The organism is Trinickia sp. Y13 (assembly GCF_029522115.1).
Lineage (GTDB): Bacteria > Pseudomonadota > Gammaproteobacteria > Burkholderiales > Burkholderiaceae > Trinickia.
Genome location: NZ_JAKWFK010000007.1, coordinates 171,242 through 184,374, shown reverse-complemented (window position 1 = coordinate 184,374; position 13,133 = coordinate 171,242). Strand labels below are relative to the sequence as shown.

The window sequence follows — 13,133 nt, the reverse complement described above, 5'->3', positions numbered from 1 at the left end:
GTTGCAGCCGGAAGTATTCGACATCATCGGCTCGGCGGCAACTCCAGGCGCTCGCCGCGCACTCGCGCAAGCGCTGCCGCGCTCCGCCGGGCGGCCCCGCGGAGCGCTTGGGGCCGCCCCGGCCGGCAGGCGCGATCACGTAAACGTGAGCACCTGCTGTGCGCGGTTGCCCGCGCCGGCGTAGGTGACGCCGAAGATGCCGTTGACGCCGGCCGTGCGCCCTTCCTGCTGGTGCTGCGGATACGTGACGAAGTGGGCTTCGCGGTAACGTGGATCGGCGTGGATCGTCTCGATGTCGCTGCGGGCTTGCTTCGCCTCGGCCAGCCTGCCGCTGCGCGCCATGACGTATTCGTAGGCCCGCAACTGATTCGAGGTTGCCACGTTGGCGTCGAACTCGTAATAGATCTGCGGCGTGGCCGTCGTATCGCGCTGACTGACGGCCCAGGCCGAGAACTCTTTCAGGTACGCCTCCTCGAGCGCAAGCCGCTCGGCACGAATCGCGGGATCGTCGTGGTTGTGTTCGGCCCCGAAGAACTTGCGGCTCTTGCCTTCCGCCATCTCGGGGAGCAGATCGCGCGTGTTGCGGATGAAGTCGGCCGGCCGCAGGTACGTGTGCGTGGCATAGCTCGTCGGATGCTCCTCGCCATCCTGGACGATCGCGCTGCTCTGATAAGTCACGCCCTTGCGCCAAACATCCGCCCTGGCCGAGTAGAGCGACGTCGGCATCGCGAGAACGTCGGAGACGGGATCGGGCGGCGAGGCGTGCGGGTCGGGGTCGATCGCTCCCAACCCCAGCACACCGGTCAGCCCGCCGTGCACCCCGCCGTGCCACGCCCCTTGCGAGGTGTCGCGCTCAGTCCTCAAGAAGCCGGAGCGGTCGCGGTAACGCATCGTGGCGCCTTCGTAGCGCCCGTCGATGCCTGCTCCAACCACGCCCGCGATCTGATGCCCGAAGACATCGAGATCGAGTCCCTCGAGACCGAGGACGGCGCCGACAGAGCCGGACCCGGTATGATCGCTGCGCGTCTGTTCGAAGTAGCCGATCGAGAGATCGTCGCCGAATGCGTGGAACGCGCTCTTGATCAGCGAGCGCCGGTCTTCCTCATTGCCGGGCCGCGCGTAGTCGCCGCCTGCGCCACCCACTGCGGGATGGTTGACGAGCAGTTTGACGACCTCGGCCTTGCGTGCGCTGGCCGCGCGATCGCCGGGCGAGCCGCCCGTCAGATTGCGCGGGAAGCCGAGTACTGCGCCTTCCTGGTGCACGACATCGTAGGCATAGCCCACGTCGATCGAGCCCTTCAGCGGCACGGGCCCGGTGCCGAGCGAGCCGCCCACGCCCGTCTCCACCTTCTTGAGCGTCTGCACCGTGACGCGCACCTGGCTGCGGTCCGTCGTGTTCGAGGATTCGAACTGCACGGTGCGAACGAGGCCGCCGCCCAGATCGACGTGGACTTTGGCCACGAACCCCGAGAGCACCGCGGTGATGGTGTCTTGAACGCCTTTCGTCGTCACCGTCACGTTGCCGGCATTGTCGAGCGAGATCGCAGAGCCGAGTTCCTCGGCGGCGATGACCTTGGCCAGCATATCCGCCACGTCCTTGCGCTCCTTCCCCTTGAACGGCTCCATCGCGATCGGCGGCTCGCTGCCCTTCGTGAGCAGCATGAAGTCCTTGCTGAACGCTCGCCAGCGAGGATCGGCAGCCTCGTTGGACACGAGCCTCTGGGCCGCGATCGGGCTGCCGGGGCCGCCGACGTCGGCCGCCCAGCGCAGCAACGTGTGCGGCGTCAACACATCCTGGTTCTCTTGCTCGACAATCGATGCGACACGCGCACGCAAACCATCGCGCAGGCCCTGATTGGCGGCGTGCTCGGCTTCGTCGGCATCGCCCGGCGCCGATGGCGCGAGCTCGTCGACCAGCTTGGCGATCAGCTTGTCTTTCGTGAAATTGAGCAGGCGCTTCGGCGTGGAATGGCGCGTCATGAAAAGCGCCTGCGCCTTCACCTGCCGCGCGACCTCCGCACGCACGACCAGTCGCAAGGCGCCGTTGCCGTGCTCATCGTCGCGCACAGCGTCCCGCTTCAACTGCGGCGTGGCGTCGATCGCCGCGGCTACGGCCTCCATCATGTCGGCCTGGGCGCGCGCGGCGTGGGTGCCGCCCTGGTTGACGACGCCGATGCCGCGCGCCGGCGATTCCTCGGCGATGTGATTGTGCGTGAGAAACGGGCTCTTGCCCGTGAACGGCGACACGATGCGCCGCAGATCGGACTTGAACTTGCCCCAGCCCGTGGGGTTGCGCATGGCGCGGTCCACGTGCTTGCCGAAGCCCTTGCCAAGGCGTGATTCGATCGCACGAAACTCGCTTGTCTTGCCGTTCAGATCGCGGGGCTCGTCGGTCAGTATGCCGTTGCGAATCATCGGAATCGCAAACCGGCAACCATGCGTGCCTTGCGTAAACGGCGTGGCAAGGCGCTCGGGATCCCCGGCGTGCTCGTCCAGCGCGCGCAATTCGTCGCGTACGGCGAGCAGCGCTTTTTGCGCGATCGACAAATTCCGCGGTACCGCCGCGCCGTCGCGGCCGGGCCAGTCTTGCTCGCTGCGCCCGCGCGTCACATCGCCAAGCCGACCGTGACTGAAAATCGAGGCCGGATCGTTCTTCAAGGCAGGCGCGACCTTGTTGCCAGCCGATGCGACGGTTTCCTGCTGCAGGCGCTGTGAAGCCTTGAGGAAAACATTGAGCACGAGCCGCTCCTTGTCGGCCACCGAGGCATGCGTACGGGGATCGCGCGGTACCGCCGGCGCGGGTGTGAGCTTGGCGATCAGGCTCTTGCCGACGCCGCCGGGAATCTGCACGATTTCCTGCGCGAGACGCCATGCACCGTCGGCACCCTCGGGCGCCGCCGGCACCGGCCCATGCCCGCCCACCTGACGCAAGCCGTCGAGCAGGTTCGTGCACTGCAGCGCCCGCAACGCGATGAGCGCCTGCCCCGCAGGATCAAAATCCTTGCCGAACGCGAGATCGAGGGCGTGCGTCAGCATCACGGTTTCGGGGCCGGTCAGCTTGTTCGCCTGTGCGTCCGTTTGTGCCTTGATCTGCTCCGGCGTCAGTCCCGCAGTCTCGACCTGTTCTTGCCGCAGCGCGCTGAGCGCCTCGAACACTGCCGGGCGCTGGATCCCTCTCAGCAGATCGGGATTCTCGTCGAAGACGGCTTTCAACGCCGCTGCGTCGTTGAGCCGGGACACGATTTCGGGCGCGGGCGGCGCTTCGCGCGGCCGTGCACGCGATGGCCCTTCGAGCACAGGATGCGTCATCGCCGGCTCCTCCGGCCGGCCGGACACGGCGACGCGCGTCGGCTCGGGCGTCGCGACCGTGGTGGCGAACGGCTTCATCGCCTTTGCGGCGGCCTTGTCCACTGCGAACGCCGTGCCGGCTCTGGCGGGATCGCTCACGTGATCGGACCACGCCGTGAGCTGGTTCTTGACGGCAAGCAGCGCCTTTTGCGCGCGCGTGAGGTCGTTCGGCACGGGCGTGCCGTCGCGGCCCGGCCAGTTGCGCCCGGCGCTGCGGCCCCGGGTCGCCTCGCCGAGGCGGCCTGTGGCGAACACCGACGCAGGATCGCTGCCTCGCACGCCGGCGGGGTCGGCTTCGGCCAGCGCCTCGCGCGACGCCCGCAGAAACACGGCCATCGACTCCCCCACCATCGCGGCGTCCGCTTGTCCGAGCGCCGGATCGGCGCCAGCCGGGCGCGAGGTCACGGACGGCACGGACAGCTTGCCGATCAGCCGTACGCCGATGTCGTCATGCAGCGGGCGGTTGCCGCCCTCGCTCGAGGCCGGGGTGACGATGTGCTGTGCCAGCGTCCAGACGCCGTCGATACCGGCCGGACGCGGCGGCTGGCGAAAACCCACCGTGCGAACACCGTCCACGAGGCTGGTGTCGAGCATCATGTCGAGCGCCGCCAGTGCGTCGCGCGCGGGGTCCGCACTCGTGCCGAATGCGCTCTTGAGCGACTGAGTGAGCCGCGCGGCCTCGTGCTCCGTCAGGCCCTTGTCCTGCGCGAGTTGCACGAGCCGCTGGCGCAATGCCGCGGACTCGGTGCCCGGCGGAAGCGCGTCTTCGCTGAACTGCAGGCCGACCGCCACGTCGTTGTCGTAGCGGAAGCCCTTGTAGGGCTTCGGTTGCGGCGTCCAGGTGTTGCTGCGGATTGGCGTCGAAGTTGTCGTCGACGAGATACCAAAGCCATGGTAATAGCGCTTGTCAGGATCGCGCATGACGGCGATGCCGTCCTTGATCGCCTGCTTCACCTTGCCGAGCACACCGGCGCCGCCCGACGCTTCCGCCAGTCGACCATCGCCGGTCGGGGGATCGATATCGACCTCGGTCTCGAACTCGCTCTCGCTTTCGCTTACGTGCGCCTCGTTGTTGCCACCGAACCGAATCGAAAAGCTGCCACTGTCGCTAAAGCCATCATCTCCGCCGCCGCCCAGATCGAACTCGCTGGGAGGGCTGAGATCGCCGCTGCTGCCGTGGTGAATGCCGAGTCGTTTGGCAAAGTCGGTGTACATCTCGTCATTGCCCGAACTCAGCGAGCCCGAGTCGTCGCCGCCCCTTTCGTGATGGGGCGGTTCGCTGCCTGCCGCCGAGCGCAGCGCCTCGAAATGGTTACCGAAGCGGATGATCGCGACGGGATCTTCGCCGGTACTCGAACGCAGCCAGCGCACGGGATGGCCATCCGCATGCGGTTCGACCCAATGCACGTCGAGGTTCGCGCCACAGCGAGTGTTGATATAGGCCAGCGCGCTTTTGATTGCCGGCTCGTCCGCATAGAGCATCCGGTCGAGTTCGGCGATCTCCGGGTGCGCTTGCTCGAGCACGGCGCGGCACTTTTGCGCTTCGTCGGCCAGCTTTGGCTCGAAGTCCTTGTCGTAGCGGCCCGTGGCATGCTGCAGCAGCGCGATCAACAGGCAGTTCATGCCGGCGCCGCTGTTCGGCACAGTCTCGATCCCGCGGTTGGCCAGCCATGCGCGCACGGGCGCGGGGTCGATCTCGCGCTGTTGCCCGACGAGCGGCGCCTCGCTGCCGTCGAGTTCCTCTCCGGGCCGTATGGCGGGACGAGGCACGAACGCCGAACCGGAGAAGACGCCATGCGCGCCCGCGCCCGCCGCGGTCTCTTCTGCCGATATTTCCGGGATCCATCGCACGGCATGCGCGGCCATGCGCAAGGCGGTGTCGCGCATCGAGGTCTGCGCCGACAACTCGGCAAGGGAGCCTTTGTGCCCACTCGCATTAGGCAGTGTTTCATTCGGCGTCGGTTCGCCTTCGGTCTTGCCCGTGGACTCGCTCTCTTTTTTTGGGGCGCCCTGCCAACGGCCGCCGCTGCGCAGATACTCCACGGCATCTTCGACGAGGGCCGAGCGGCCCGGATCGGACGAAGGCGGGCGCTCCATGCTCGCCCCCGCGTTGCCCTTGCTCTTTTTGCTGCTGCCCTTGCCGAGCGAGGTCAGTTTGCTCAGCACGCTGCTTCCGGACAAGCGCCGGCTCGACGGCGTGCTGTTGCGCCTGCCGCTCGTCTTTCCCCGATCGGCGCCGCTCGCATCGCTGAAGCAAGCCGAAATCCAGTTTCCTATTTTCATGTCCCATGCTCCTCGACACTTCCGCCTGCGGATCGGCGCACGCGATGATGCCCCCGCCATGCGGAACGAGCGGCGGGACACCTATGCGCCATGTAGGAGCCGAGTATGGAAAAAGTCGGCAGCGGCCGACGCGCTGCGCGCGAAGCCGCCTCCTAAGTCACGAAGCCCGCGCGTTTATCGGCGGCGCGACCTTATCTCAGGCAAAACGGGCCATGAGTACCCTGTTGCGCCCCGCGGCCTTGGCCAGGTAGAGCGCCTCATCGGCAGCTTTCACGAGCGCGCTCGGCTCGCGTTCGGCGTGCGCGGCCCTCGTCGCGGCACCGATGCTGACCGTTACGTGGCGTCCCGCGCCGGGACAATTGACGTCGAGTTCGTCGACCGCGCGGCGCAGCGTCTGCGCCACTGCATGGGCGCCCGTCTCGTCGGTGTCGGGCAGGACCACGACGAACTCCTCGCCACCGTAGCGTGCCGCAAAGTCGGCCGGCCGGCGCAGGTTCGCCACGATGCAACGCGCCACGGCCGCCAGCGCCGCGTCGCCAGCCTGGTGGCCATAGCTGTCGTTGTAGTTCTTGAAGTGATCGATATCGACGAACAGTATCGAGAGCGGCCGCCCGTCGCGCACGGCCCGGCGCCATTCTGTCTCGAGCCGGCCGTCGAACGAGCGGCGGTTGTCGAGCCGTGTCAGTTCATCCAGACGCGCGAGTTGCTGCAGCGTGGCCACGATCCGGTTGCGCCGCGAGATCAGCAGCGCCAGATAGCCTGCCAGGCCCAGGAAGACGACCGTACACGCGAGCATGAAGGCAGCCATGTCGATCGCGTGCGCACGCCAGGCGCGATAGACGTCGTCCTCGGCAAAAGAAACGGCGAGCATCAGCGGCAACCCATCGAGGTGCTTGAAAAAATAAAGGCGCTGCGCGCTCTGCACGGGCATGTCGTTCGAGAAAGCACCCTTCACACTCGCCGGCATGACGCTGAACGGTTCGGCGCCGCTCTCGTCGAGGCCGATGACGGTGCCGGAGAGATCGGGTATGGGCTTCGCGTCCCGGTTCGAGACTAGCAGCAGTGCGACCTGCCCGTGCGGCCTCACGTGTAGATCGGGGACCAAGCGCCGCAAGCACGTCGCGTCCACCGCCCCCGTCACGACGCCGCCGAAGGCGCCGTCGCGCTTGTCGACGCGGCGACTCAGCATCAGCATCGTGGGCTGCCCGGCTCGGTGCGCCGCGCCGACGTCAAGTCCGCGGCCCGGATCGAGGCGCTGCGGCGCGAAATAGGGTTGCCGGTTGGGTTTGGCGTCGGCGCGCAACATCGTACCCGCCCCGGTCGGGAAATCGGCGACGAGCAGGCCATGTTCGTCGCGCACGACGATGGAGCCGAGGCAAGGAAGCGGCGTCAGCCCGCTGAAGAGCGTTCGCGCCGGAGTGCGCAACCCCTGCGCCTCGATGCCGCCGGCCCTGGCGGCAACGCTCTGGAGCGCCCTGTCGTAGCCGTGCAGCACCTGCGTGAGCGCGCGCTCCATAGCCGGCAATGCACTGCTCGATAGCGCCACGACGCGCTCCTGCGCATCCTCGCGGCCGCCGAACAAAGCGCTCGCGCCGATCGAGAGCATGACCAGGACGATAACGACGCAGCCCACCAGCGCGGTGTGCTGTCCCCTTTGCAAGGGCGCGCTCCCTTGGATCGGGCAGGATGGCTGGTGGCCCTGCATCGTCGTACCCGCTTGGATCCGCTATAACGTCGAAGAAGAGCGTGCGGTGCTCGAGCGCACGCTGTCACGATAGAAAAAGCCGCCGACGGCTCGCCTCGAGGCAATCGGGGGGAACGCTTGCCGCAAGAAATTGCGCGAGCCGCCCGCCGGCAAAAACAGGAGATCGGGCACGATGGCACCCACGATGGCGCCCGTGCTCACTCAGCCCACCTGCACGAGCCGCACTTCACGCCGATGGCCGGCGCATGTGTTCCCCGGCCCGTCCTCGCCGCAGCGACCTCGATCCGCTGTCTCAGCGCCGCCGGCCTCGGTGCCCGCGGTCTCGGCGCTCTGCGCACGCTCTGCGTCGAGCTTGCGCTCCATGATGCGGCGAGCACGCACGGCCCCGCCGTCGATGGGAAGCACCAGCGGCCGGGCCGACCAGAATTCGCGCTCGCCCAACGCCTGCTGCTGCGCTTCCAGCATCGGTAGGTCTTCGTCGCGAAACGGCCCCATCAGCATCTCTACGGCATACTCGACTACTTCCGTCGCACGAGCACCCAGCTTCTTCGGCAATCCGAAGCCGAAGAAGTAATGTGTCGATGCCTCGGTTTCGGGCGTCAGGAAGTGGCCCGAGAACGAGGTCAAGCCGAACTCGCGCGGCAGGCCCGCAATCGTTGCGCCTACCTCGATCGACATCAACGCCGGTGCGTTCCAGCGCACGTCGAGCCAGCGGTCGACGGGCATGCCCGGGGGCACGCCGAAAGGCAGCGCGACGGCATCGCGCAGGTGCTCGCCCTGTGTCGCGCGTCGCGCCCAAACAGTTTCTCCGTCGTCCTCGAAGTCCATGGTGCCGGCTGTGATCGCTGGGGTGCCGAGCGTATCGGGATGGAGAAACTGAAAGTGGCTGAGGTCGAGCAGATTGTCGACGCTGAGTTGGTAGTGAGCGCGCGTGAGCAGATAACCGGTGCTCGTTTCGTTTTCGGACGGATCGAGATAGCCGAAATCGGGCAGAGGCGTCTGGGCGGCGCGCTGCGGCTCGCCCATCCAGATCCAGACGGCGCCATAGCGCTCCATGAGCGGATAGGACGCAACGCGCGCCGCCTCGGGAATGCGGCCGTCGCCGTGCGGATTGTGCACGCAACGGCCCGTCCCGTCGAAGGTGAGTCCGTGATACGGGCACTCGATCGCCCCATCGCGCACGCGCCCGCGCGACAACGGCGCGAAACGATGCGGGCAGAGGTCGGCCAGCGCCACGGGCCGGCCGTCATTGTCTCGAAAGAGGGCTACCGGCTCGCCAAGCAGCACGCGCCGCATCGGCGCCTCGACGGAAACCTCGCCGCTCCACGCGGCGACGTACCAGGCATTGCGCAAAAAGCTCATGTTCATGTTCCCCCGAACGGTCACGTTGCGATGCGCCCGACATGGCGGCACGGGTCTTGATGCCTACCGCCGGCGCACGATCAAGGTAGCGCCCTGGCAGGCGCCGCAGTGCGGCAACCGGCGAAGAGTCGAACGGGGATGCGAAGTACGGACCGACGGTCAGGAGCTGCCGTATTCGATCGGCTCGGCAAAGCGCACGCCGGGGGTCGCGCGCAGCGTATCGATCTGTTCGGCGAGATTGCCCTTGGCCTCGCCTGCAGCCGGGGCAAGCGAATAGATGCCATTGGCGCCGGGGCCGCCTACGATCTGCAGGCCCAGCGAGGCCAACAGCGCCTGCAACCGGCCGATGGGCATCGCGGCGTCGACGACGAGCCGGATTGTCGCGCGCGGTGTCCCGGGCTGCGTGAGCGCCGGTGAGCCGGACGACAGTGTGCGATAGACGGCGGGCCGAACCGCATCGCCAAGCCCCGAACGGAACAGCGCCGTGCCGCCGGCCCCGAGCACGAGCAGCGCGGCCAGCCCGTACGCGAGCGCGCTCGCCGACGGACGCTGCGCCCAACGGAGTGAAAGTGGGCGCGGCCGGCGCTGCTCTCCGGCATGTCCGTCGATGCGCTCGAAGAGCCGTTCGAGCCCGGCTTCGAGGTCGGGGGCGACGGTCGCGGGGCTCGCGGTCATCGCCGCGCGCAGCCGCTGCTGGAATGCCAGTTCCTCGCGGCAGGCAGTGCAGCAGGACAAATGACGCTCGACGTCGGTGCGCTCGTCCGCGCAGACCGTGCCGTTGACAACCGATGGCAGCAATGCCCAGACGCGCAGGTGAGTCCGGTCACCGTGGGTGGAAAAAATCATCGTTTGGCTCGAGAGTGGTCCGGGCGAATGCCCGGTACGTGACACGTGAGTGCGCCTCCAGCCCAAAAAAGTTGCAGGCCCGACAAAAAATTCGCCTCCTGCGCCACCGCTGCGCGTTTTCGGGGCGAAAGGCGATCGATTCGTCCGATCGTTCCCGGTTTCGTATAACGACAAATCAAGGACTTCGCTTCGAGATGGCAGAACACGGGGATGATTTCGAGTGGAAATTCATTACGCCTCGGTTGCGTGTATTCATCGTCGCATCGCAAGAAGCGGTGCAGCTTTGTCGCACGCTGCTGGAGAACGCGGAAGTCGCGGCCCGGGTGCCCTGGATACGCGAGAAGACGGGCAAGGCGTTCGAGCAGGAGATGCTGCGCTTCGAACTCTTGTGCGCGGCGGGCGCGCTTTGCGTGTGGGCGGTCGAGCGCATCGAGGACGGAGCCTTCGTCGCCGCGATCGTCGACAATCCGTCCGCCCAGGGCAGCAACCTCGAGCTCATCGTGCGCCGCGAGTGCTGGGGCTTGGGCTATGGCGACGAGGCGATGGAGCCGTTGCTGCGATGGTTGCGTTGAAAGATGCGGGCGGCTTCGCATACGAAGTGTTGTCTTCGCGCCGTGCCCGGGCACGGCCGAGCGGATTCACGACACTGCGCAAGGACAGTGCTCGCGCTTGTGGTGCGAGTGCTGTTTTCGCAGCGCGACGCCGCTCGTCGGCGTCGTCCGGTCATAATCTTCAACACGCAGGAGAATCCAGATGGCTGGCGTCACCCCCACCACGATCACCCCGACTTCCCTCTCTTTGTTCCAGCAGCCCACGCAGTTCAACCCGGGCCAGGATCCCTCGAAGCTATTCGGCAAGGATTTCGACAAGCACCTCGGCAACATGCAAGGCAAGCACAAGCCCGAGCCGAAGCACAAGGCCGAGCCGAAGCACAAGGCCGAACCGACGCACAAGGCCGAACCGAAGAAGACCGAGTCCAAGGACCACGGCCACGATTCGAAGAAGCACCACAAGCACCAACCGCAGCACGCCCATCAGCCTGCTGGTCAGTAATACCGGCAGCCGATAAACCATCGGCCCGGACTCACGGCGGCAGCGAGAGCGCGAGCTCAACCTGCCGCCGCGAGCGCAACGGTTCAATGCAATCATGCTTAGGCGCTCGCCTCGCGTAGGCGCGCATTGCGTGCCGCCTTCGATGCAACCGGCGCGGCAACCCTCACACAGACGGCATCGGCCGCATTAGTGGCATAAGGGTATTAGCCACGTAAGGGAATTGGCTGCATGAAGGCATTGGCGGCATCGGCGAAACACGCGTGCAATCGACCGATCGGCCGACCAATCTCTCGTCAGCAGGTCCCGCGCCTTCGCACGGGACACACTCGACTTTGCCGATCAGGCCGGCAGCATGTCACGCCCATCTTCTTGAGTGGAGGTCTCCTGCGGCTCGCCCGCTGCCGGCGTGGGCGTCTTGTCCGCATCGGCCACCGCTATCGCCTCCGCAGCAGTGGGCGCGGTGCGCGTCAGCGCGTAAAGCAGCGCGTCATCGGCAACGAGGCCGCGGTTGGGCCGCGGCTCCCAATTGACGAGACGTCCCTCGTACTTGAAGCCGAGCTTTTCCATGGTGGGAGCCGACTTGCCGGACGGCGCGCAGCAAGCGTAGACGCGGTAGACGTTCGGCTGGGCGATCGTCCAGTGGAGCACCTTGCGAAACGCTTCGAGCGATGCACGCCGGCGGCGCCACGCGAGCCGCTGCGCCGACGCCACGCCGAGCTCGATGCGCGGCAGGGCCGGACGCAGCTCCAGCATGCTGCACAAATGCCCCGTCTGCTTGTCCTCGAACACCCAGGTGAACATCGTCTTGTTTTTCCACCCTGCGTCGCACTCGCGAATATAGAGAATGGCCTCGTCGACCGACTCGAGCGTACGCCGCGGTAGCCATTCCATCACTTCGGGATCGCCGAGCAGCGCATAGTAGAGTTGCTCAGCGTCGCTCTCGACGAAAGGACGCAGCCAGAGACGCTCAGTCTCGATGATGCGCGGCGGATTGAACGGTTCGATCGGATCCAACGGTTTGACCGGTTCCATGACAAGCTCCTCCTACATGAACGGCGATTGAGCAGCGCGGCTCGGTCCGGCGTGTCAACGCGCGAGTGTTTCCGAGGGCGCTTCCTGAAAGACCTTCCGGTAGCTGTTGATCAACGTCGAGCGGTGCTGGATGCCCCACTTGTGAGCCGCATCGAGCACGCCGGTGACGCCGCCGTTCTCGCGCGTGAGTTCCTCGCGGATACGCTCCATGCGCCGCTGGCGAATCAGTTCGCTCGGAGAAAGTCCGAGATGCGTCTTGAACGCGGCCTGCAGCGCGCGCTCGGTCACGCCGATCTGCGCGGCCAGCTCGCGCACGGACAGATCGCGCTGGTCGAGATGCTCCATTAAGTAGCGATAGGCGCGGCGGTACTTCGCAGGCAATCGCGTGCTCACGTCGTCGGCGCGCGGCTGGGCACCCGCGGGGCTTGCGGCCTCGGCGGTTACCACGGGCATGAGCATGCTGTCGGCACGCACATGGCTGATCGACGCGAGCGCGTAACGGCCATACAGCTCCGTGGATTCGTGTCCGCGCCCCTGCTGCTGCCGCACCTTCGAGAGGCAATAGAGATATTCGAGATACCAGCGCTTATGCTGATGAGCGACCCCGTTGCCGACACGACAGTGACCGAGCATGGTCTCCGCCGTGTGGGGAGCCTGCGTGGCGACAGCAGCGACGGAGACCTCGAGGCAAAGGCTGCGATGGTATTCGGCAAGGCCGCTCGCGGCCGCCCACTTCAGATGCGGATCGAATCGCTCGCAGAGCCCCTTTTCGCCGAAGGCGAAGCGGTGCAGATGAGAGAGGTATTCGAGCCGCTGAGCGAGCAACGGCATCGAAGCCGACAACGGCGCCGGCGCCATCGCGCCAAACGTATCGGGCATGACGCCTTGCGCGGCCGAGCGCCAGTAGATGTGGTCGCGCAGCAACTCGGCCCCGCGCAACTCATGCTGAATGCGCGCGTCGTAGCGCAGCGATGCGGCCAAGTCCGCGAAGCCGCCGGCGCCCGCCTGTTCGGCGGTTTGCTCGAGCATATCGAGTTGCTGGCCGACCGCACCCAGGCATCCGAGATGAAGCAGGACGAGCGACTTGCCGAGGCGGCTTTCGAACCGCTGCGCCGCGCTCGCCTCGGACTCTTCGAGGACACGATTGAAGCAAGCCACGGCCGTGCCGAAACGGTCTTGGAAGAATGCAAGCCAGCCGGCGTTCCGGCAAGAAGCGATACGCAGCGCGTCGCGCGACTGGCGAATCGCGCGCTGTGCCTTGCGGTAGCCTTCCTCGGCCTCGATCAGCCGGCCGAGCGCGAGTTGAATGTCCGCATAGGCTTGCAACACGACGGGGTCAGCGGGTTCGTCTTCACGCTCCGCTCGCGAAGCGAGCGTTGCACAGGCCTCGCCAAGACGCCCCTCGCCGCCCAGGCGCGCATATGCCGGTAGTGCATCGGCCGCACAGAGGGAAGAGGCAAGGACAAAGTAGACGCTCGAGAACATGACGCGCTCCTGAATCGAG

The 13,133-nt window shown here is 66.6% G+C and carries 9 protein-coding genes; 3 read left to right on the top strand and 6 right to left on the bottom strand.

Annotated features, from left to right (window positions below):
* Window positions 1-135: 135 nt before the first annotated feature.
* Complete coding sequence (locus MMB74_RS14860) at window positions 136-5,631, bottom strand: hypothetical protein (protein WP_277429409.1); 5,496 nt, start codon at window positions 5,629-5,631, stop codon at window positions 136-138.
* A 196-nt stretch (window positions 5,632-5,827) separates the two neighbouring features.
* Window positions 5,828-7,147: a diguanylate cyclase gene (locus MMB74_RS14855; protein ID WP_277429408.1), complete on the bottom strand. Its 1,320-nt coding sequence runs from the start codon at window positions 7,145-7,147 to the stop codon at window positions 5,828-5,830.
* An 88-nt stretch (window positions 7,148-7,235) separates the two neighbouring features.
* Between MMB74_RS14855 and MMB74_RS14850 the strand changes: the two genes are divergently transcribed.
* Window positions 7,236-7,409 carry a hypothetical protein gene (locus tag MMB74_RS14850; RefSeq protein WP_277429407.1) on the top strand — a complete coding sequence of 58 codons (174 nt, stop codon included), beginning with the start codon at window positions 7,236-7,238 and terminating at the stop codon, window positions 7,407-7,409.
* Between the two features lie 128 nt (window positions 7,410-7,537).
* On the opposite strand, the gene MMB74_RS14845 is transcribed toward MMB74_RS14850, so the two are convergent.
* A complete protein-coding gene (locus tag MMB74_RS14845) occupies window positions 7,538-8,698 on the bottom strand; it encodes an aromatic ring-hydroxylating dioxygenase subunit alpha (RefSeq protein ID WP_277429406.1) in 1,161 nt (386 codons plus the stop codon).
* Window positions 8,699-8,857: 159 nt separating this feature from the next.
* Window positions 8,858-9,544 (bottom strand): hypothetical protein, encoded by a 687-nt coding sequence (locus MMB74_RS14840; protein WP_277429405.1) that lies wholly within the window; start codon window positions 9,542-9,544, stop codon window positions 8,858-8,860.
* A gap of 194 nt (window positions 9,545-9,738) precedes the next feature.
* On the opposite strand from MMB74_RS14840, the gene MMB74_RS14835 reads away from it, so the two are divergent.
* Both MMB74_RS14835 and MMB74_RS14830 read left to right on the top strand, forming a co-directional pair.
* A complete protein-coding gene (locus tag MMB74_RS14835; protein ID WP_277429404.1) occupies window positions 9,739-10,116 on the top strand; it encodes a hypothetical protein in 378 nt (125 codons plus the stop codon).
* Between the two features lie 181 nt (window positions 10,117-10,297).
* Window positions 10,298-10,597 (top strand): hypothetical protein, encoded by a 300-nt coding sequence (locus MMB74_RS14830; RefSeq protein WP_277429403.1) that lies wholly within the window; start codon window positions 10,298-10,300, stop codon window positions 10,595-10,597.
* 339 nt (window positions 10,598-10,936) lie between these two features.
* Here the strand turns inward: MMB74_RS14830 and MMB74_RS14825 are convergent, their stop codons facing one another.
* Window positions 10,937-11,629, bottom strand: a complete 693-nt coding sequence (locus tag MMB74_RS14825; protein WP_277429402.1) for a GNAT family N-acetyltransferase — start codon at window positions 11,627-11,629, stop codon at window positions 10,937-10,939.
* Between the two features lie 54 nt (window positions 11,630-11,683).
* Window positions 11,684-13,114 (bottom strand): helix-turn-helix transcriptional regulator, encoded by a 1,431-nt coding sequence (locus tag MMB74_RS14820; RefSeq protein ID WP_277429401.1) that lies wholly within the window; start codon window positions 13,112-13,114, stop codon window positions 11,684-11,686.
* Window positions 13,115-13,133: the final 19 nt, after the last annotated feature.

What these genes read in the sequence shown, in the direction of transcription:
- MMB74_RS14860 (WP_277429409.1), bottom strand. Translation starts at nt 5,631, where the DNA reads ATGAAAATAGGAAACTGGATTTCGGCTTGCTTCAGCGATGCGAGCGGC.
- MMB74_RS14855 (WP_277429408.1), bottom strand. Translation starts at nt 7,147, where the DNA reads ATGGAGCGCGCGCTCACGCAGGTGCTGCACGGCTACGACAGGGCGCTC.
- MMB74_RS14850 (WP_277429407.1), top strand. Translation starts at nt 7,236, where the DNA reads ATGACCAGGACGATAACGACGCAGCCCACCAGCGCGGTGTGCTGTCCC.
- MMB74_RS14845 (WP_277429406.1), bottom strand. Translation starts at nt 8,698, where the DNA reads ATGAGCTTTTTGCGCAATGCCTGGTACGTCGCCGCGTGGAGCGGCGAG.
- MMB74_RS14840 (WP_277429405.1), bottom strand. Translation starts at nt 9,544, where the DNA reads ATGATTTTTTCCACCCACGGTGACCGGACTCACCTGCGCGTCTGGGCA.
- MMB74_RS14835 (WP_277429404.1), top strand. Translation starts at nt 9,739, where the DNA reads ATGGCAGAACACGGGGATGATTTCGAGTGGAAATTCATTACGCCTCGG.
- MMB74_RS14830 (WP_277429403.1), top strand. Translation starts at nt 10,298, where the DNA reads ATGGCTGGCGTCACCCCCACCACGATCACCCCGACTTCCCTCTCTTTG.
- MMB74_RS14825 (WP_277429402.1), bottom strand. Translation starts at nt 11,629, where the DNA reads ATGGAACCGGTCAAACCGTTGGATCCGATCGAACCGTTCAATCCGCCG.
- MMB74_RS14820 (WP_277429401.1), bottom strand. Translation starts at nt 13,114, where the DNA reads ATGTTCTCGAGCGTCTACTTTGTCCTTGCCTCTTCCCTCTGTGCGGCC.